This is a genomic window from Haladaptatus caseinilyticus, assembly GCF_026248685.1.
In the GTDB taxonomy this organism is placed as follows: Archaea; Halobacteriota; Halobacteria; order Halobacteriales; family Haladaptataceae; genus Haladaptatus; species Haladaptatus caseinilyticus.
The window spans coordinates 264,915-284,251 of the sequence record NZ_CP111037.1 but is presented as its reverse complement, the minus strand read 5'-3'; the positions used below and the strand labels follow the sequence as shown (position 1 = coordinate 284,251).

Genomic DNA, 19,337 nt, shown 5'->3' with positions numbered 1-19,337 from the left:
TACAGTTGTGGTGACTGTGGCGGTATCCTTCATGTCGAGGAGGCTGATGTACTCGTGGATGAGCTTACTACCGTGTTGGGGGAGACACGAGACGAGAGAATTGACGATGAACGGCTTGCAACGCGAATGCGCTAGAATGAGCAGTTACTAGGTTCACTACCGAACGTGGAGGGCCGTAGTATTTGAGATACCGTTTATTCGCCACATATTTTGTCTTCGTCTGGCGCCAGAAACTCGATTTCAACAACCGCTCGAGATGGGGCAGCATTCTTCCCAATTTTCCACTGTTCGAACTTTCCAACCAGCGACGGACTTTTTAGCGCTTTTTGCGTCGGCCACTGTTTCACCGGCAGCTGAAAGACAAATTGATCGCCGTCAACGCTTGAGGTGGGGCACCAACTAGTGTTCGTAGTTGGCGAAACCAGCTGTGTATCTGCGATAAGCGTCGCAATGAAATGCGTCGAGTAATCAGTTGTCCGGAGTAAATGCTGTGTTGGTTTTGGAAGTGCACTCCACTTGATTCGTTGATGCATATCCTGTTTCGCTGTGAACACCGCTGCCTGGAGTGACACCGCATCAGCCGAGGAAGACGTATTGGTGAGTGGCTGCTGATCGAGAGGCACCTGCGAACCGTGTTTGAACGTCGGTTCTTCAGTTGCACCGAGTGAAAGATTTGCACAGCCGCTTAGTGAAGATGCTCCGAGCGCTGCTGCTCCAGTGAGAACTGCACGGCGAGAACTATTTGGATATGTCATAATTTTAATTAGATATCAAATGGCATAAGCTTTGTTCTCAATGGCCCGTTTAACCGATTTCACGTCTTAGAAGCGAAAATACCGATTAGGGCTCTTCTACTATTGCTGAGGGGTCGATGGAGCCCATACAGTCGACTGAATCTGTGAGACGGTAATGAAATAGGCAACCATGTTCAGTTGTTCTAACCAGTTATGCAAAAAGCAGTCTGATTTCTAGGAGCTCGACGTGTTTCAAGATGCGCGATTGGTTCTATATCTAAAGTAGAACGTACGACGGCGGTAAGGTCGATTTCCTGAATTTGTCTAATTTGGGTGGTTGACTTCCTGTGGGCAGTATAAGCAGAAGTGGATTCTCTTCAAAAGTATTGGTGATTCGAGCCTACCGATAGCAACATCACGTTTCTGTACGAGGAGTGGGCGACTCCGAGTATACCTTTTCTTTTGGCTCACTGCTCGCCTTGGCGATCAGAGGTGTGCCTCCGCTCGCCAGCGATATAGTTATAAAAATTAAGCACGTAACTTCTCCATATTATTTTTCACACTTTTGTTACCAATCGATGGGAGTGACACTGCACAGAATGCAATCCCCTATGTACTCGACATCGCCGAGCAATACGATGCGGCTCTTCACACTGTTTCTGTGGTTGAGACGGATGAATCGGATCTCGATAAGAAGCGTGCAGCGATGTATGAAGAGTTCGAAGTCGAAGCCAAACAGATGGTCGAAGACGTTGTTGAACAAGCCGAACGTCGCGACATTAGCACCACCGCAGGATCGATCGCCGAGGGCAAACCACATCAAGCGATTTTGCAATACGCCGCCAAGCAGGACATTGATTTGATCGTGATGGGGACACACGGGCGGAGTGGGTTTCGACATGCATTACGGTGTAGCGTCACTGAGAAAGTCATTCGACGCGCCGAAGCCCCAGTGCTCGCAATTCGGCTCATCGACCCGTCTCACAAACCGGACGCACAGTGAAACCACCGGCTCGCATCTACGGTCTCCTCACAGCGCACTGTCCCTCACTTCTCGAGCACTTTACCGACCTGACCAATTATGGATCATTCTCCGTTGCGATTGCGAGCAAGTGGTCGATGGCTTGGAGTGCGTCCGTTGCCACCACGGTATTTCGATCGGTATCGACAGCCACCAGATTTGCATCCACTAACTTCGGGAGATGAATATGGTGAAATCGGATCCTTTCTCTCTGTACAATCTCATCAGGAATCTCGTTCGGGGTTGTCTCGTGCTGATGTGCCGCAACTTCCGCAATTAGATCCGCAATCGCGATCGGTGTGGACCGATCCTGGAGATACGAGAGGGCGAAGCGCCGACGAAGATTAGCAAGCACATCAAAGACGGCATCTAATGAGGGAGCAGCTGTTCTCCCATCGCTCGGTTGATTTGGTAGCGAATCTGTCTCCATAGCAGTAATACATTCACTTAGTAAGGAAAGAAAACGGCATGACCGTTCATGCTTTTATATACTACTCGACTGAGTGATCTACCCGCTTTCCGGCTCGAGCAGCACACTCGTGACCAGTTGGTCGATACCCCGACGCAGCCGTTCTGACGCAGCTTGCCGCGAAATCCCCAGCGAGTCCGCGAGTTCCTCGAGTGTTACATCACGAGGAATCCGATAGTACCCCTGCTCAACCGCCATGGCGAGGGCGTCACGCTGCGCGGCGGTGAGTTGGTCGCGCTCTTGGCGCGGAAACCGTGGTTCGAACAGGTTTCGCAACTGAAACGGGTGGTCGTGGCGCGAGAGATACGCTTGAAACATCTGCAGCTGCTCACGGGAGGCAAAGCGAATTCGGAGGTCCCACGTGCCGTCATGCGCTTTCGCATTGAGTACTGAGCCCTCCGAGTCGATCAGCGCATCCACAAAATCTCCAACGCCGTCACCCCACTCGACCTGGTAGTATGTTTCGTCGTCGAACGACTCGGTTTCAATCACCCGTTCAACTGTCGGATCAGCAGCCAGTGCTGCATCGAAGGCGTCGAAATCACCACCTGTGACCCACAGACACGACATGACCTGCACCGTGCCATGAGCAGCGACACGTTCAGCGGAGACTGTCATTTCTGGTGCTGCATCGAGCGTGTGTCCGAGGGCAAATCCCTGCGCTGGGAGCGAAAACGTTGCAACGAACATGGAGCCGCATAGCGGCTACAGACAGAAAAATTCGTGTTCACGACAATCCGAACACTCGCGTCTCTCAGGCGGAGTGCTGATTTACTACCTTCAGCACCGTTAGATGAGTCGTTCCTATCAGCAATTCCGTCGAGTGTGAATCGCGAGTGCGATTGGAGATTCAGGACTCTCCGTACACGGAAACCCAGCCATCGCTTTTGACTTCAACGCGATACTCACCAAAGTGGAATTCGACACTCCCAATCGCATTACGGCGCCGTCCGGCAACCGTCGGCCCAAAGAACGAATCTTCCAAGGCGGCGATATCAACACAGTCGTACAACACCGGCTCTTTCAGCTCCCGTGGTGAGACGCCTTCGGCGGCTGCAATCGCCCCAATAATCGTGGTCGTGAGATCATCTCGGCCCGCCCGCTCGTAATGCGCCTGCTCGACGAGGTACTCACCACCGTCTGCGTTGGTGTCGGTATCAAGATGTTCGTCGTCACTCTCATTGTCAGAACTTCTCGTCATCCATCTCCCTCCGTGCGTGGATTTCTTGCCGGGTATCAAGGCTGGCACCCGCGCCTGCCAAGGCGGTCAGGACTTGCTCGGCGTAGTCACCAGGCCGAATTGTCTCGCTCTCTTTGTCGAACTCAATCACCCGCTCGTCAACCAGTTTGGGAATGTGCGCATGATACAGCGATGCGTACATCCGATCGATTTCCTCTTGGGAGACAGCCTGTTCTGGCGTATCGGTCTCCCAGGCAACAATCTTGATTGCAAGGTCGGTCACTGACCATTCGGTGTTCGAGTCGAGCGTGTATAACAGATAGCGACGCCGAGAGTTCGCGACTGATTGAAAGACGTAGTCTAACTCCAGAATGTGCTCGGGGATCGCCGGGAGGGTACCGGCATCGGAAGGCACCTCCGATGCCGTATCGTCGTCGTCATCGTGATGCTGGGTCATTTGAGTGCATTCTAGTCGGGATCAGTATCAACCTTTTTGACAATCTACTGGTGAGACTGATTTTATAGATTCGCCTCGCACTGCCTATTTTACGTCTACTTCCCCTCGAAACTTCGAGGTTCACCCCACCGGTCTACACCACTCGTTATCACTGTCCGCATCACCGCTAGTGAGCTATTCGTGCGTCGTACTTTTTTGTTCATCGTCGTTTCTGACGAGAAGGAGATACTAATGGTGGATTTTCGGGGCAAACCCAGTGCGACAGGACGGGAATCATACGATCACTGTATTTCGCTCGAGAGTGGGTGTGTCCACGTCTGCTTAGTGCAAAATGTGGGAGTATGAGTCTCCGTCTCGGGACAGCACGAAATTTGTTCCACCAGTAGGAGACTGTTTCTCGATTCAACCGCCACGATCTTACAAGCGATTGATGAGGATATTCCATTCTTGCGTGAACCCCTTCGATAGGGGTGGCGGTTCGCGAGAACGAACAACGGCTAGATAATTTGATAATAAAGGAGTAATTTAATTTATCTATATACACTCCCAATGTCGCTACGCAACCGTCAGTACAGGCTCCAACTTTTCTGATGAGACAGCCGATAACTACCGTTCAATGTACTGGTTCACAAAGATTTACAACGGTATTCTGGGTACTCTTTTTGAGGATAAAAAATGACAACTCTTGTAACCGGTGGCCTTGGTCGTTCAGGACGGTGGATAGTTACCACTCTCGCAGATGCGGGTTACGACGTCGTCTCTGTCGACTTCTCCCATCCCGGGTGGGGCATTCAGGGCCGAGAAAATGTCGGATTTCGGAGATGTGGCCTTACCGAGTTCGGAAAAGTAGCGGATATCGTCGCCGAGATCGATCCGGATCACGTTGTTCACTGGGGTGCAATTCCAGCAATGGGACGAACCGCTGGGGTCGAAGTATTTGAGAACAATGTCATGGCAACGTACAACGTGTTGGTTACCGCGGGTAGAGCAGGCGCCGACATCGTCGCGGCCTCAAGTGAGAGCGCGTACGGAACTGCATTCGCTGAAGAACCGTGGCTCCCCGATTATTTCCCGATCGATGAGACACATGAATTGCGACCTGAGGACTCCTACGGGACATCGAAGGTCGTCGGGGAGAATATTGCAGACATGGTCACACGGAAAAACGGCGTCAAGATCGCGTCGATCCGCCCATCGTGGATTCAATATCCAAATGAATATCGATGTCTCGATACCCGTGACGACCTCTCTGCAGGTGTTGGAAACTTTTGGTCATACGTCGACGTGCGTGATATCGCATCGCTCGTTCAAGCAGGACTAGAAGCGGACTTCGATGGTCACGAACCATTCTTAGGTGTAGCTGCGGAGAATTACATGGATCGACCATTACGAGAGTTGATCGCCGAGTACTTTAGAGAAGTTCCTGAAACGTTCGACGTGGATGGTGATGGATCGGCATTCACGACACGAAAGGCTCAAGAACTCCTTGAGTGGGTGCCAGATCATTCGTGGGACACCGCTGCGACCGAAACGGTTCCTGATCCACAGCTCACTGTCGATTGATTCCAGTTATAGATTTGACCGTGACGTATAGCGGCATAATTTGTATTCCATTTATCGATCATCGCGTGGTCGTAACGATGCAAAGCAGATTTCTGTTCACAAAGCGTTTGTGTGTTGCCACAGTAGCGACTTGAGTGGGTGCTAGTGCGTGACAAACTGTAATTCGATGTTAGGCACGTGCCCATTCTGTCGGGCGACGGTTCCAAGAAGTAGTCTCCACATCGAATACGAGACAGAGATTGGGAACACAGTCTATGCGGAATGCCCTGGTTGTCGTGAAATCGTTCGACCAGAATAATTGTTGTTACGAAAATCGTTGACCGAACACTAGTGAACTCACAACGATCGGTGAGCTCGGCATTGATGTCGTCGCGATCAACGGTTTCGACATCTCGGGGACAACTGGGACGGCCTCCACAGTGTTGACTGTTGATGGGAAGACTGGACTGTACACGATCGATCTCATGTCGGGGAAGGCAACGCAGGTTACGGGTGACGGAATGGAAGACTCCATCACTGACATCGACATACTGAATTATGCGCTAATACTCGAAAAGTTAGAGGCTGCCTTCTACACGCAGGGCCAGCAGATGTTCAGCGAATGTGAAACCGAAAGCTCTGCGGCTGCCAAGCGACTCAGAGAAGAACTGCAGATGTCAATCTACGGCTATTTCAATCTCATCCGTGATCACGAACAGACGCACGTCAAGACGCTAACGCAGGTGAGCAAAGATCTCGGTGGTGAGCCCGTTTCTGACCTCGAATTCGAACTCCCATTCGACACTGGTGAGGAGTATTTCGCGCTCGCCCAAACATTCGAAAATCTCGGTGTGTCCGCCTATGATGGCGCGATTGCACTCATTGAGATTCCGGATCTCCACACGGCAGGCGCGACGATTGCGACTATTGAAGCCCATCACGCATCCTATTTCAATATCCTCAATCAGGACATGCCGTTCTCGATGGCGTTCGACGAGCCGAAGACGACGGAGGAGGTACTGGCTGCTGCCGGGCAATTCATCATTGACCAATTAGATCAAGAAATTGTCGTCCAGGACAGACGTATTTCTTTCTACAGGGGAAAATGCGAGTAGACAGTCGGACTCACGAGAAGTAAGACGCCAAAACAGACCGTAAACAGTGCCATCGAGTCACCAGTTGTCCACTCATCGGGATGGTTCTCGGAATCACGAGATGATGGGTGGGTTTCACCAGCATGTTCTCCGTCAGCGAAATCCTGTTTTGACCGATTTGGCACCTCTGTCGTTATCGTTACTGATTCTTGTTCAGTTGTTGTGACTTCTCCCGACCCCGACTGTATCGTGGTTCTTGTATCGTGGGTTGTAGATGCATCCTGTCGGGATGTTTCTGGCTCAGATGGTGGTATATCGGTCTGATTCGGAGTCGTATCTGTCGGTGTCGATATCGTTGAAGATATAGGGGTTAGTGTACTCAACTGTGTTGGTAACGATGTTTGTGCGAGGGTCGTCGTTCCTGCAGTAGTTGCTGCTTCTGTTGATTGTTGTGGAGTCGTAGTGGCTCCAGACGCCTGTGCTGATGATAAATTGTCTACCGCATTTCCTCCGCTTGGACCCGATGTCCCCAAAAGTGTGCTACCCAGCCCAGTCATGCTGATACCAATACTAAACAAAACAATTCCCAAGCCGATAAAGACGCGATTAAATGTCTGATTCGGATCTTTTTGACTCATTTGGATGGTAATGATTCGTTGCTCATCGATCGACTCTGGAGAACTTGAATTATGGCGTTACTGGTGGGGAAAGTGCAAGGACAAGCGATTTATCTGCTGGTTCATTGTCCGGCGTCAGATACCCCTCAATAAACGCTGTATAAATTCTCCTACCACGCAAGGTTAGGGGAAAATGGGCATTTGTCCCACCACAGCTACTTTCTTTTGCCCCGACTGACACTGTATAGTCACCAGCGGCAAGGGTCGCGTACTCACCATCACCAAATTCTATATTCTCAAAGAGGGTACGTCCCTCCTCTGCGGTTGTGACATCAACCTGCGACGCATCCGGCGATGCGTGAATCAATCGCAGCCGGGCCCTGTTTTGCTCAAGTTCGCTATTGTCATCGGTGAACTGCACTAACCGAAGGGGGGTATCAGTACACCCCGCAACTTCCCCAATTGCAGCAAGTGTATAGTCATTCGCTTGTATAGTCACTCGCGTATCGATCACCGCCTCTTCAAGTCCTTTTCCAGCGGGAACGAAACTCACTCTGTGTGTTCCCGCTTTATAATCCACATATCCACTCCCCGTATTGAACGGGGTGACATTCTGATAGAGCAGTGTTCCATTGATGTACACATCTACCGGCGGTGCATCCGGTGAGAGATGGATGATTCGTACGCGACCTTTGTTTGTACGGTTGCTTTCCTGTGTCGAATTACGTGGTGCCTGGTTCGATTGTGCCCTCGATTGGGTCGCACCCTGGACGAGCCGAGTACTCCCGAGTGCCGCTGTACTTACACTAGCACCAATTCCTAGGAGGAGGTTCCGCCGAGTTGGGTCAGTCATGGTGGTCTACCGTAGTGCTGGTCTCTATTTTCAAAGAGTGTTTTCCGAATTCTCACCCAAATCCAACTCAAATTTCTCACCCTCATACATAGTATAACCAGGTCATACACGGGGATTTGTCTGGCTGCTCACCATTATATCCTAGTAAATACCACCGTAATTCTCACCACTGATCAGAAAAAGCGCTAATCGTCAGAGTCAGTTTGAGTTCGCGAGTGCTCGTTTGAGCTGGGTGATCGTGGATTGAGGATCAGCGGTGGGTGCGGTCACACTATCATCGACGACAACTCGCGGCACAGCTCCGAATCCGAAGTTCGCGACCTGTTCCATTGTCTGTTTGAGTTCCGACTGATAGGCACCCTGTTTGATTTCACGACGGAGTTGTTTCTGATTTGGAACACCAGCAGCCTCTGCTAATGCGAGCAGTCGATCAGCGGTTGCCCATGGTTCGGTTCCTGCCTCTTGATTTGCGAAGACAGTAGCGAAATACGACCAATACGACTCAGGAGCGTGATTCCACATTGCGAGCCCAGCATGCCCAGCAGTGAGTTCATCTGGGCCATGAAACGGTTTGCCATCTCGATATGCGACTTCGCGGAAGACAAGCGATATCTGTCCTGGCTGTACAAATTTCCGTATAATCGTCTGGAGAAGGGTTTGGACAAAGTCCTGTGTATACGTACACTTCCAGCTACCGTAGATTGTTGCAGTGACTGGAGCAGTGGCTGGCCCCATTCGTGCGTAGGTATATTTTGTCGGGGATTCCGGAATTGAAACGTCACTAACGACGCTCGACGGTGATTCGATTTCGCGCTTTATTGTTGTTGTCGTGGGTGTCGAGATGTCGACTGCTGTCGTAGTATGCTGATCTGGTGTGGTTGCTGTGGTCGTGGTTTCATTTCGACCGAAGACACTTGCACACCCGCTTAGTGATGTGGTCGCCGTGGCTCCGAGTAATTGCAGAATCTGTCGTCGTGAACTTCCCTCTGGCATGACTGGATAAAATATTGCTTTATTATGTGAATCGACTTGGAACGCCGATTGATTACTCCGAGACGATGAATTGGCCAGCGATTTCTAGAACTTCGTCCATCGGCTTGGCCTCGTCAAAGGCATCTGGATACGGCGACTCCATGTTCACCCCGTTGAAGACTGCTGCGTGGCGGGCTTCGACACTGTGAATCGAGAGCGCTGCCGACAGCAAGTCACTGTTTTGAATCGAGGGTGCGGCACCCGCATAGGCGGCCACGCCCGTGTTTTCGAGGGCCATCGCCACGCCCAAGAACTCAGCAGGTGTCTCGTAGCCGAAGTCATACTCAGCGGCTTCGACAGGCGTGCCACCGAGATCGTTAATCACTTTCGTGAGTTGGTCGACGTGAGCTGCCTCGTGTTCACCAACGACTTTGACCTGTTCTGGGATCTGTTCTTTGACTTCATCACAGACACCACAGCCCAGATCGGCGTCCATAAAGTCGTCAGCGGAGAATTCCTCAAGCCCTTCTTGGTAGAAGGTTGCTTCGAGGTGTTCAAGGGTCAGTGCGTAATTCAGAATGTCAACGTCGTTCATGCTGTTGTCTCCGGAACCGCTGTCGCTATCGTCGCCGTCCGATCCATGCTCATCCGCTCCGGCCGTCCCCATGCCGAGGCCCGTCATCCCCGCCGCCCCGACAGCTGCAGCGCCAGCAAGGAACGTGCGCCGAGAACTGAGTTGCTCGCGCATGCTGGTATTTGCTTGTTCGATGCCTTTGGTGTCTAGCTTGGTAGGTGGATCCTGGGTCATGATCGATCACTGTACCCAGCTGGTACATCGTTAGATACAGCCATGTACTACAAGAACGATTTCCGGATTCTCACCCAAATTCAACCCAATATCACTGCCAGAACCCAGATAGATGATACTCCGATATCCAACCCAACTAAAAATAGCGACCTCAATCCCAGGTGATCCAGGTCAAAAAGACAAGTGCAATCGTCTCAAAGACCCGAATGAGCATGATGGCTCGCTGAGCAATCATCGGCATGTCCGCCGAAAACCACACGTGCAGTACCGGATCAAAGAGGAAAAAGTACAACGCTAAGAGGTTCTCAGAGAACAACATGAGCCCGAAGACGAAGAGACCAAGCGTATGCTTTGATCGAAATTGCAGGTAATTTTGGCCCCAAACCGAGAGCAATCCCAGTATCAATAGCAGATTGACACCGATGGTGAGACGCAGTGCGTCGATCCAGATTGCCATCTATCTATTCCTCCCTCGGTCGCGGATACGGTTACGTGCTTTCCCAATTTCAACCATAGTTTAACCCATCTGCTCACTAATTTGCTCAATAGTCTCCCAATGCTGCCCCGCCTGGTCACTGATAAGGTAGATTGCGCCATACCCATCCCCACCACAGTCGAGGATATTGTTCTCCAGAAGTACATCTAGGTGATGACGGACCGTCTTATAATCGAGATTCAGATCCTCAGCAAGTTGGTTTGCGTTACGAGGTCGCTCACGGAGGGTACGAACGATACGAACGCGATTGGGTCCCCCGCGGGTTCCAGTAAACACGTACCACAAAACGCCCTCCATTACTGGAGACAAACAAACCGGGGTGGTAAAACTATCGAACAAGTTACTGGATAACAATTGCTGGCTGTCTGGGGGGAAACAGACTTACAAGGACTACTCTGTCCCCTCACGCACTGTTGTCGCCGATTTACCTGGCGTCACCATCAATGAGCTCACCGTCGGCTTTACGAGTGATCCCACCGAGCTCATTCTCAAAGTCGAGTCGATCTATGGGGCACGCACTCCCTTGCCTGGACGTCAGTCGACTACTCGAATGGACGGCTCAACAACGACGTGTTTGAGATTCATTTTACTCATCTGTAGGTGAATCTCACCAAACCGAAGAGTAGATGCTGAGGGTTGTCCAACATCATCGACCAGCAGTAGCTTGGACGTTTTGGAGACGCCGATTCTCTCAAAGGTTGCCTCTTGCGCTCTTCGATAATATTCTCGTAAACACATGTACACGCCTTCCAATCAAAATTATTTGGTTCATCCGCTCTTGACATCGAGAATGGACGAGAATATTAACCGCTTTATACTTCGGAAAACCGTGTGAGTGTGGGTTATGATTATGCAATCGGTTGCTACCTCCCACGTGATGTCAGGGCCGTCAACAGGTGGGTGCAGTGCTTGGTCGCATGTGACTTCCCGACACCAGACTGATATCGAGTGCCAGGCGGTTCACTAGTATGACGATAGTTCGTTCACCACCACGTCTCCGCCGACTTTCAACTCGCCAAAAGGGGATCAGAGAGGGTATGTCAGTCTCTGATCCTTCCCCGGAAACGATAACCCAATTTTCACCATCTATTGATACCGAGCACCACCCCTGACATTACAAGCGAAAGGGTTGTTTTGATCGAGTTAGTAGCCCTATATCTATACCCCTGCACAGAGACCCTCCCATGATCATCACCGATATCACGGTGCCCGCCGACCAATTCGCCCTCGGACGCCTCCTTGACGAATACCCCAACATCAAGATCGAAATCGAACGCCTCGTCCCACTCCAATCAGGCATCATTCCCTTGTTCTGGGTTGAAGGTGGTGAGAGCGACGCCATCGAAGCCACGCTCCGAAATGATCCGCTGACACAGGACATCCGCTTGCTCACCGAAGCAGATGGTCGCCTGCTGTTTGAGATCGAATGGAGCTCGGATGTCAACCATCTCGTCCAACCCTTGCTCTCGACAGATGCCGAGATGCTCATCGCAGAAGGCACCGTTGATGCTTGGGAGTTCCGCCTGCAATTTCCGACCCGACAGGCACTCACCGACTTTTTAACCCAATGTCGCGAGCACGGCGTTGCAATCGAGCTTCGTCGGCTCTACAATCCTACGCTTCCAGACGAGGGCGGCCAACTGACTGACGATCAATACGAGATCATCGCAACGGCCTATGAGCGCGGCTTTTGGAATATTCCGCGTGACGCGACGCTTGAAGATGTGGCGGCAGAGCTCAGCATCAGTGGGAATTCAGCCTCCCAACGCCTACGGCGTGGAATCACGACTCTCGTCGCGGAAGTCCTGTTTCCGGATGCTACGCAGTAACGCTGTGTGGCTGGGTGTGCTCCCAATCGAACATTCGCGTTTGAGTATAACTGATGGGGGTTCATGACAACCCCCCTTAAGCCTGAGAGTGGCCCTTACCCCTGTGGCGATATAGAGAATACTCTGAAGAACACTCGGCCACGACTCGTGTCCCCCACTCGCCTGGTACACACCGACAGACAACCCACTTCAGAGGATCCAATGGACGACACCAACACACAAACGCCTCCGACCGATCCGCTTCGCACCACCCGCTCACCACAGACGCCAATGAGCGAACTCGTGATCCAAGCAATCGCCGACGCTGAGGAATGCGACCCGTCGATGGTCGCGCCGCCACTGTACGATGCGCTTGATCCTGAGGCACTCGATGCCCTCTATGTGCGAGCGTCACCACGAATTGAGTTCGACTACGCTGACTACCACATCGAAGTCACACCTGCCAGGAGAGTGACTGTCCAGACGATATGACTGACCCATACGGTCTTTTTTGCGATGTCTGTGAATGGTCTGCCAGCACCGCCGATGGTGACTCGCGTATGGCTGTCACGCGGGCCGGCATCATCCACTATCTGGAAACCAATCATTCTCCCGTGCGTAGGCGCTCGCACACATCTCTCCCACCTCGCTCATTTCAACCATTCTGTGGGCGACGCCGCTATCCTGAGAGTCCCGACTGAATACACCAGTCGTTGTTCTCTGGCCGACCTGCACTCTCGAGTGTTCGTTTCATTGCGACGCGCAGAGAGTAATGAGTGTCTCCTGTTTTTGAGCACTCGATTATACCCAAGAATTCAACTTCGATACTGGTCGCGTTCGTGAGGCCATATGTGTGACGACCCGCGAGAGACAACGAGTCGATCAACCCAGTAGTGACGAAGTATCCATAAGTACCCATTTCGGTAGCGAGAAATTACTTTGAGGAAAGTGATACCGATAGTCGCGCCAATCCCGACTGCTACTCCGCCCCCCAATTGAGTCAAATTTGAGACTACCAATAACGACTGCTAATCCGGTAGCGGCTGCGATATAGAGTAACGCACGGCGAAGAGCAATTGCTACTTGGCTACTCATGCCTACTAGTCTCGGAGCGGACCATTCAAAATACCACCATCCTCTTATAAATAGTATCTCCCAATTCATCCTTACGAAGGGTATATGGTTTCTCTCGATCATATTATGAGAAAAATATCTATATCATCCCTCCGCTTTGTTCCATCGACATGGCGATTCGCGCTCATTGGCGCACTCGCTTCATTCCCTGTCACTGTTTTTGTGAACTGGCTTCCGAATTCCAAGGCAGAGATGGCGGGTGGCATCATGATTTTCGGTGCGTTCATCGCGGGAGTTCTATCTAGACTCCGTTCGACAAACCCAGATGTCGCTGGATTTCGTACTGGACTTCTCGGTGGGATCACAGGGATACTCACACCTATTGTGACGGCAGCAGTTCTGCTATCGAGACGACTGTGATCGCATGGTCCTCTCCATCTACTGGTCGAACCTGTACTTTGATGATTTAAATATAGCCTATTCACTCTACTTGGATTGAGATTCACACTGATGGAAACGAATGAAACTCACGGGTGAACGACGACCCGTCCATCTGTGATTTCCACATTAACAAGACTTTTCACCTCGACAGGGAGGATTGCGCGTTGGTCATTTTTCCGTTGAATAACGACGATTACATCGACGATTTCGGCACCGACATCGAGGAGACCGGAACAAATCGCCGTGAGTGTCCCACCGGTCGAACAGACATCGTCAAGAACGAGAACGCGGTCACCTGTGTGTACGTTGTTGATATACAATTTCTGTTCGCTGTAAGCAGTCCGTTGTTCGACCGCGACCTCGTCCTCGAAGTTGTACGGTCGCTTTCTAACGACGGTGAATGGGACACCAGTCTCAAGGGTAAGTGCTGTTGCGTGATGTATCCCCATCGACTCTGGTGTGACGATCACATCCACCGTATCGATTGTCGTGAGTTTCAGGATACCATCGACAATCTCGCGAAGTAAGTCTGCTTCGACTAACGGAATGCCATCGGTCACTGGATGCACGAAATATTCGTACTCGTTACGGGTGATGACGGGTGCGTTCTCAAGAGTTCGGTGAAGCACTTCCATCTCTAGTACTAAGGGCTTCAGATGATTCGCTCTTGCGGCTTTGAGACCCAAACCTCGATAAAACAACCTCGGGAAGACTCGTCCGGTGCGCGTGGCTCATCTATCCCTTTATTTGGGAGCATCGGATATCTATTCTTCTGTGAATGTTAAATATTTTCTTAGAAAAATAGCGCTTTCCGTACTCTACTGTATATTATCATATTTGAGTTCCATGGAATATAATGGAGGGGTGTTTATAATAAAATAATAATAACTTCGTTGAAGATCGGACTATTACGTGAATTATCGTTCTCTGTCATTTTCAAGAGGTGCAAGGAGTATGTCCTGATCGCTCATATTCAACATCGTGCTATCCAAACGCACGTCCTTATCATTCTTGTACTCCGTAGTGAAGCCACTACGAATACACATCATTGAACTCTTGCTCACGACGCATGAGCTCCTCAACGCCGTGTTCAAGAATCCCTCGACCCATTCCTGTCGTCCGATAGTATGTGTAGAATCCCTGGCTGTCTGCCGTCCGTCGTTGGCGTTTGTCAACGAGACCGACGTCAACTAATTCCTCAAGATGATAGTGGAAGTTGTGGGATTCGACGTCAACCGCTGTCTTGAGATCCGAGGCACTCAGCTCCTCATTGGCGACAAGTGTTCGCAGAATACGAAACCGAGTTGGGTGGCCAATCGCCTGTTGCATGGCAAGATATTCTTCGAGCGTTAATCCGCTTTCCTTCGGGAGCGGTGGCTCTGGTTGCCGTACCTTTTTTCGGGGGTGGTTATCGGTTCCGGACATTTCTGATCTCCTCTACTACACGATTGTTTTTCCAGCTACTTAGCCATTCTCGACTAGACGATACCTAAGAACTCCGGGATTTATATACGGCCGCATTGTTCTATTCACTGAATGCGCCAGCGGATTATCGATCACCTTCCCCGTGAAGTGGACGACTCGGACGCCCTTCCACCAGTGCGTCGTGAGCAGTTTCTCGTGTATCTGATGGGTCCATACCGAACGTTCGATGTTGATGCACTTCTTTCGGAAGACGCAACTGGTGCCACAAGTGCTCCGTCGTTCGCAACGTGGGACACCGCTTCTGGTGAATACTCTGAAGACGAAGTTTTAGAACTACTGCAGCGAACGCGTGATTGTCTTCGAGACCGTGGATTCAATGCCTTTCTTGCAATCGACGTAGGAATACCGCTGGACGAGATGGATGCTGCGACACAGAGCATTGCCTTTGCTCGCGCTAGTAACGTCGTCGTTTTTCTTGCTCCACAGGTCGGCGACAACCTTGGAGTTGGGATTGAAATCGGTAGCGTACTCGAGGATTTATTGCCGTTTGACGAAATGCAGGGGTCGGCAGCTACTACAACCCCCTCGAAACAGACACGACGAGTGATGGTTGCCACAGAGCCAGCGGTTCGAAGTGCAATGCTCGCGTCAGTCCATGCTCGCTGGGATGCCAGTGTTCGAACGTTCAACGATGCAACCGAGTGTTGTCGGCTGTGTGCTCAGTTCTGTACTCATATTCAAAACGAAGAACTGTATGGGTCACTTGAACAACGACAGTGATCGCTTTTCTGTACGAGTGTACCACCAGGCGGGTGTATTAATGTTGGGCTCTGCAATGAGTCCAGATGTCCGTGCGGATTTCGTAACTTGGTGGGCGAGACCATCGCCGAAGCGTTTAGATTTTGTTGGGCATTACTAGGTTAGTATATTATACTACCGTATGAATGGTCGTCTAAACAGTCGCGTTCTTGGTGCAGTATCTCTAGTCGTCTGTGGAACGTTCGAGGACGTGCTCGATTCTCTCTCACGCGCCTGCGTGCAGTTTCACTTTCGCTCCGGTTGGCTGACGACTTTATCCATGGAGTACCAACAGTAGAACGCAGTCAGTGTACCCCAGCAGGCGGTGTGGTTCTGTGCTCAATCCAATCCATTCTTCCACACCGTGTGCTCATTCCCCTTGTCGCAGTGAATCAGCCAGCGTTCCACGTCTCTCCCTAGATATTTACTTTACGACTGCTGAATCCGCTAGTAGCTATGAATTCAGATGGGAAGTCGCCACTCACACCACTTGCACAAGAAGCAATAGACGCGTTTGCGATGGCAGTCCCAAGCGGTGAGGAGTTCTCCTACGACCAAGCGTATACAATTTTAGCGGAGGAAGAAGACCTCGAGCGACCCGCTGCCGAAGATATCGTCGAACAGTTATACATGAAGGGCTATCTGTATGAGGTTGAAGGAAAATTCCGAATCACTGATCACTAGTCGCTCATATTCATTGTACTGAGTCTAGTTATGACATCGTCGATCTGGTCATCAAGGGTCTCAATGAATGGGTCTGTCTCGTCAGTTGTAATCGCACCTTCTTGCGTTGGATTGATCAGACTCTCCCCTTCGAGCAGTCGCAACGAATAGCGGATTTCGTGATGCGCATGCCCCAACTCATCAGACATTTTCACAATCCCGATCGGCTCACTGTCAGAAACCTGTTGGAGAATCATCAGATGCCGATTAAGTATCTCTACCTCCTCTTCCACCTTATCAATCATCGTGTGAGAGTTTATGACATGAGGGATGATAACATTTTTCGCCATATCATGTTTGGCGTGGAAGAACTATAGCGGCGGCTTGGGCCGATATTTTTCTTCTATTGACCGACCCCGAGTGGTTCGTAAATGAAGATGGTGCTGTTCTGCGGACGGTGACGAAATAGTCCACAACTGTGAATCACACCCCTACGTCACTCTTTTCCGACACACTTGCTGTAATTTTGATTCGCTACGGTACGTCGTGAAGTGTTCGTGTCACTCATGTCGTTCGTTCATCTATCTCTGTCACAAGCGCCCATGAAGAAACGGGATAATTAAGTTCCAATAGAATGTCCTTACGCACCGTTACATGGTTCAAGCTAGCGCGTCACAATATTCAGATTCGGGTATTATAACAGACCACAGTACCGAATCGCAACCAGCTCCGAGAATGGATTCTAGTAGGTTCCTTCCTACCAATATGAGAATTGGACGATGAAGCTAGAATCATCAATCACTGGATCACAACAATCGTTCGATTCGATGCAAGAGCTGTTAGCGAAAGCAAATGAGGAAAAATCTGGAGACGAGCTTGCAGACATTGGCGCCTCATCGGCAGCCGAACGCGTCGCTGCTAAAGACGCACTCAGCCGAATTTCACTTGCGACTCTTCGGGAGAATCCAGTTGTCCCATACGAAGACGATGAAGTGACACGCGTTATCCAGGATGCAGTGGATGATGCTATTTATGACGAAATCAGTGACTGGACAGTTGCTGATCTTCGTGAGTTCCTCGTTGATGAACAGACGACTGAGGAGGATATAGATCGAATTCGACCAGGATTGACCAGCGAGATGATTGCAGCGGTTACAAAGGTCATGTCGAACATGGATTTGACCCAGGCATCATCGAAGATGGTCATCACCGCCCGGTGTAATAACACAATTGGATCGGCGGGATCACTCTCATTCCGACTCCAGCCAAACGACCCAACTGATGATGTAGATAATATCCAACATTCAATACGTGAGGGTCTCTCTTATGGAGTTGGTGACGCTGTTATCGGTATTAACCCAGTTGTGGATAATGCTGACAATACAAGGCGGCTGCTCGAGATGACGAAAGAGTTCATCGATGAGTGGGATATTCCCACTCAAAACTGTGTTCTTTCGCATCTCACAACACAGATCAAAGCGGTGAAGAATGGCGCTCCTGCCGACCTCCTCTTTCAGAGTCTCGCCGGTACAGAAGCTGGTAACGAAAGCTTCGGAATTGATGTTGATCTCCTCGATGATGCCTACGAATTTGGCAAGGAGCACTGTACTGGTTCCGGCCCGAACTTCATGTACTTCGAGACAGGACAAGGATCTGAACTCTCGAGTGATGCACATGCAGGCATTGACCAGGTTACGTTGGAGGCACGATGCTACGGACTCGCCAAACGCTATGATCCCTTCATCGTGAACACCGTTGTTGGCTTCATTGGTCCCGAGTATCTCTATGATGGAAAGCAGGTCATTAGAGCTGGTCTTGAGGATGTCTTTATGGGCAAACTCACGGGCATTTCGATGGGTATCGATGCATGCTATACGAATCACATCCAAGCCGATCAGAACGATATCGAGAATCTCGCGGTGTTGCTGACCGCTGCGGGTTCAAATTATTTCATTAGTGTTCCGATGGGCGATGACACCATGCTCAACTATCAATCAAATAGTTATCACGATGCCTCTGCTCTCTGGAACATTTTTGATGTGCGGCCAGCACCCGAATTTGCAAAATGGCTCGAAGCAATGGGAATCACTGATAACGGACGGCTCACCGAGAAAGCTGGTGACCCAACTGTGTTCCTCAAAAACAACCAATGACTAATAAAGAAACCCAGCACGTGGATGATACAGACCACGAGAACGCCTTAGAGCAAATTAGAAATATAAGTGCATCCCGACTTGGGGTTGGACGGAGTGGCACCCGGCCTCGCACATCCTCTATCCTCTCGTTTCGGGCAGATCATGCACAAGCACGTGATGCAGTCCTCACACAGGTCGATGAAGAAGCGCTTGAAGAACTGGGACTCATGCAGATCCAGAGTTGCGTTACCAATCAAGATCAATATCTTGCCCGACCCGATCTGGGGCGCCAGCTATCGGACGAAACGATGAGTCTGATTCGAAAGAAATGTATCCAGGATCCAGATGTCCAGATCATCGTCTGTGATGGGTTAAGCTCCACAGCAGTGGAAGAGAACATCCCAGATCTCTTACCGATGCTTACCGACGGTCTTGAAGAGCAAGGATTCGAGGTTGGAACACCACTCTTTGTAAGATATGGTCGTGTCGATGTGATGGATGCAATCGGCGAGGAGCTCGGCGCAACCATCATTGTGAACCTGATTGGAGAACGACCAGGATTGAACACGGCTAAGAGCTTGAGTGCATACCTCGTCTATAGTCCGCAACGAGGAATGGCGACGGCAAAGAAATCCGTTATCTCGAATATACACCCTGATGGACTTCCCGCAATCGAAGCAGGCGCTCAAATTGTTGACCTTGTCAAACAGATGGATGAGAACGAGGGGAGTGGTCTTGATCTTGAGTAAC

General features: G+C 50.6%; 24 protein-coding genes and 1 pseudogene. 12 read left to right on the top strand and 13 right to left on the bottom strand.

What is annotated here, in order from left to right; all coding sequences use genetic code 11:
* Positions 1–194: 194 nt before the first annotated feature.
* Positions 195–755 (bottom strand): hypothetical protein, encoded by a 561-nt coding sequence (locus tag OOF89_RS15720; RefSeq protein WP_266080048.1) that lies wholly within the window; start codon positions 753–755, stop codon positions 195–197.
* A gap of 544 nt (positions 756–1,299) precedes the next feature.
* On the opposite strand from OOF89_RS15720, the gene OOF89_RS15715 reads away from it, so the two are divergent.
* On the top strand, positions 1,300–1,737 hold the full coding sequence (locus tag OOF89_RS15715; RefSeq protein ID WP_266080046.1) for a universal stress protein: 438 nt from the start codon (positions 1,300–1,302) through the stop codon (positions 1,735–1,737).
* 76 nt (positions 1,738–1,813) lie between these two features.
* On the opposite strand, the gene OOF89_RS15710 is transcribed toward OOF89_RS15715, so the two are convergent.
* The 4 genes from OOF89_RS15710 to OOF89_RS15695 all read right to left on the bottom strand — a co-directional run bounded on the left by OOF89_RS15710 (position 1,814) and on the right by OOF89_RS15695 (position 3,861).
* Positions 1,814–2,185, bottom strand: a complete 372-nt coding sequence (locus OOF89_RS15710; protein WP_266080044.1) for a DUF7344 domain-containing protein — start codon at positions 2,183–2,185, stop codon at positions 1,814–1,816.
* A gap of 78 nt (positions 2,186–2,263) precedes the next feature.
* Positions 2,264–2,914 carry a helix-turn-helix domain-containing protein gene (locus tag OOF89_RS15705; RefSeq protein ID WP_266080042.1) on the bottom strand — a complete coding sequence of 217 codons (651 nt, stop codon included), beginning with the start codon at positions 2,912–2,914 and terminating at the stop codon, positions 2,264–2,266.
* Between the two features lie 160 nt (positions 2,915–3,074).
* The gene (locus OOF89_RS15700; RefSeq protein WP_266080040.1) at positions 3,075–3,425 is read right to left on the bottom strand and encodes a HalOD1 output domain-containing protein; all 351 of its coding nucleotides are present in this window, start codon (positions 3,423–3,425) and stop codon (positions 3,075–3,077) included.
* Complete coding sequence (locus OOF89_RS15695; protein ID WP_266080038.1) at positions 3,409–3,861, bottom strand: DUF7344 domain-containing protein; 453 nt, start codon at positions 3,859–3,861, stop codon at positions 3,409–3,411. Before OOF89_RS15695 ends, OOF89_RS15700 begins: the two co-directional genes overlap by 17 nt.
* A gap of 675 nt (positions 3,862–4,536) precedes the next feature.
* Here OOF89_RS15695 and OOF89_RS15690 point away from each other — a divergent pair.
* The 4 genes and pseudogenes from OOF89_RS15690 to OOF89_RS15680 all read left to right on the top strand — a co-directional run bounded on the left by OOF89_RS15690 (position 4,537) and on the right by OOF89_RS15680 (position 6,518).
* Positions 4,537–5,424 carry an NAD-dependent epimerase/dehydratase family protein gene (locus OOF89_RS15690; protein ID WP_266080036.1) on the top strand — a complete coding sequence of 296 codons (888 nt, stop codon included), beginning with the start codon at positions 4,537–4,539 and terminating at the stop codon, positions 5,422–5,424.
* 166 nt (positions 5,425–5,590) lie between these two features.
* The gene (locus OOF89_RS24775; protein WP_456071287.1) at positions 5,591–5,722 is read left to right on the top strand and encodes a DUF7837 family putative zinc-binding protein; all 132 of its coding nucleotides are present in this window, start codon (positions 5,591–5,593) and stop codon (positions 5,720–5,722) included.
* A 34-nt stretch (positions 5,723–5,756) separates the two neighbouring features.
* Positions 5,757–5,936: pseudogene (locus OOF89_RS15685) on the top strand (DUF4394 domain-containing protein); the annotation flags it as partial.
* A complete protein-coding gene (locus tag OOF89_RS15680) occupies positions 5,925–6,518 on the top strand; it encodes a ferritin-like domain-containing protein (protein WP_266080576.1) in 594 nt (197 codons plus the stop codon). The pseudogene OOF89_RS15685 and the gene OOF89_RS15680, both read left to right, overlap by 12 nt.
* A 666-nt stretch (positions 6,519–7,184) precedes the next feature.
* Here OOF89_RS15680 and OOF89_RS15675 read toward each other — a convergent pair.
* The 5 genes from OOF89_RS15675 to OOF89_RS15655 form a co-directional block, all read right to left on the bottom strand.
* On the bottom strand, positions 7,185–7,967 hold the full coding sequence (locus OOF89_RS15675) for a DUF4397 domain-containing protein (protein ID WP_266080034.1): 783 nt from the start codon (positions 7,965–7,967) through the stop codon (positions 7,185–7,187).
* A gap of 198 nt (positions 7,968–8,165) precedes the next feature.
* Positions 8,166–8,960: a DsbA family protein gene (locus OOF89_RS15670; RefSeq protein WP_266080032.1), complete on the bottom strand. Its 795-nt coding sequence runs from the start codon at positions 8,958–8,960 to the stop codon at positions 8,166–8,168.
* Positions 8,961–9,012: 52 nt separating this feature from the next.
* Positions 9,013–9,747, bottom strand: a complete 735-nt coding sequence (locus OOF89_RS15665) for a ferritin-like domain-containing protein (RefSeq protein ID WP_266080030.1) — start codon at positions 9,745–9,747, stop codon at positions 9,013–9,015.
* A gap of 151 nt (positions 9,748–9,898) precedes the next feature.
* On the bottom strand, positions 9,899–10,204 hold the full coding sequence (locus OOF89_RS15660; RefSeq protein WP_266080028.1) for a hypothetical protein: 306 nt from the start codon (positions 10,202–10,204) through the stop codon (positions 9,899–9,901).
* Positions 10,205–10,264: 60 nt separating this feature from the next.
* Entirely contained in the window at positions 10,265–10,540 is a 276-nt protein-coding gene (locus OOF89_RS15655) for an ArsR/SmtB family transcription factor (RefSeq protein WP_266080026.1), read from the bottom strand.
* 887 nt (positions 10,541–11,427) lie between these two features.
* On the opposite strand from OOF89_RS15655, the gene OOF89_RS15650 reads away from it, so the two are divergent.
* The 3 genes from OOF89_RS15650 (at position 11,428) to OOF89_RS24630 (ending at position 13,545) form a co-directional block, all read left to right on the top strand.
* On the top strand, positions 11,428–12,072 hold the full coding sequence (locus tag OOF89_RS15650) for a helix-turn-helix domain-containing protein (protein WP_266080025.1): 645 nt from the start codon (positions 11,428–11,430) through the stop codon (positions 12,070–12,072).
* Between the two features lie 201 nt (positions 12,073–12,273).
* The gene (locus OOF89_RS15645) at positions 12,274–12,543 is read left to right on the top strand and encodes a HalOD1 output domain-containing protein (protein ID WP_266080023.1); all 270 of its coding nucleotides are present in this window, start codon (positions 12,274–12,276) and stop codon (positions 12,541–12,543) included.
* Between the two features lie 687 nt (positions 12,544–13,230).
* Positions 13,231–13,545, top strand: a complete 315-nt coding sequence (locus OOF89_RS24630; protein WP_407661630.1) for a DUF5518 domain-containing protein — start codon at positions 13,231–13,233, stop codon at positions 13,543–13,545.
* 107 nt (positions 13,546–13,652) lie between these two features.
* Here the strand turns inward: OOF89_RS24630 and hpt are convergent, their stop codons facing one another.
* Positions 13,653–14,201 (bottom strand): hypoxanthine/guanine phosphoribosyltransferase, encoded by a 549-nt coding sequence (hpt, locus tag OOF89_RS15640; protein WP_266080021.1) that lies wholly within the window; start codon positions 14,199–14,201, stop codon positions 13,653–13,655.
* Between the two features lie 397 nt (positions 14,202–14,598).
* A complete protein-coding gene (locus OOF89_RS15635; RefSeq protein WP_266080019.1) occupies positions 14,599–14,991 on the bottom strand; it encodes a winged helix-turn-helix domain-containing protein in 393 nt (130 codons plus the stop codon).
* A gap of 111 nt (positions 14,992–15,102) precedes the next feature.
* On the opposite strand from OOF89_RS15635, the gene OOF89_RS15630 reads away from it, so the two are divergent.
* Entirely contained in the window at positions 15,103–15,771 is a 669-nt protein-coding gene (locus OOF89_RS15630; RefSeq protein WP_266080017.1) for a DUF7509 family protein, read from the top strand.
* Positions 15,772–16,245: 474 nt separating this feature from the next.
* Positions 16,246–16,473, top strand: coding sequence for a hypothetical protein (locus tag OOF89_RS15625; RefSeq protein ID WP_266080015.1), 228 nt, complete (start codon positions 16,246–16,248; stop codon positions 16,471–16,473).
* On the opposite strand, the gene OOF89_RS15620 is transcribed toward OOF89_RS15625, so the two are convergent.
* A complete protein-coding gene (locus OOF89_RS15620; RefSeq protein ID WP_266080013.1) occupies positions 16,470–16,757 on the bottom strand; it encodes a hypothetical protein in 288 nt (95 codons plus the stop codon). The two genes, OOF89_RS15625 and OOF89_RS15620, sit on opposite strands and share 4 nt — an antisense overlap.
* Positions 16,758–17,231: 474 nt before the next feature.
* On the opposite strand from OOF89_RS15620, the gene OOF89_RS15615 reads away from it, so the two are divergent.
* Together OOF89_RS15615 and eutC are read left to right on the top strand one after the other, a co-directional pair.
* On the top strand, positions 17,232–18,605 hold the full coding sequence (locus OOF89_RS15615) for an ethanolamine ammonia-lyase subunit EutB (protein ID WP_266080011.1): 1,374 nt from the start codon (positions 17,232–17,234) through the stop codon (positions 18,603–18,605).
* Positions 18,602–19,336, top strand: coding sequence for an ethanolamine ammonia-lyase subunit EutC (eutC, locus tag OOF89_RS15610; RefSeq protein ID WP_266080009.1), 735 nt, complete (start codon positions 18,602–18,604; stop codon positions 19,334–19,336). Before OOF89_RS15615 ends, eutC begins: the two co-directional genes overlap by 4 nt.
* Position 19,337 lies beyond the last annotated feature (1 nt).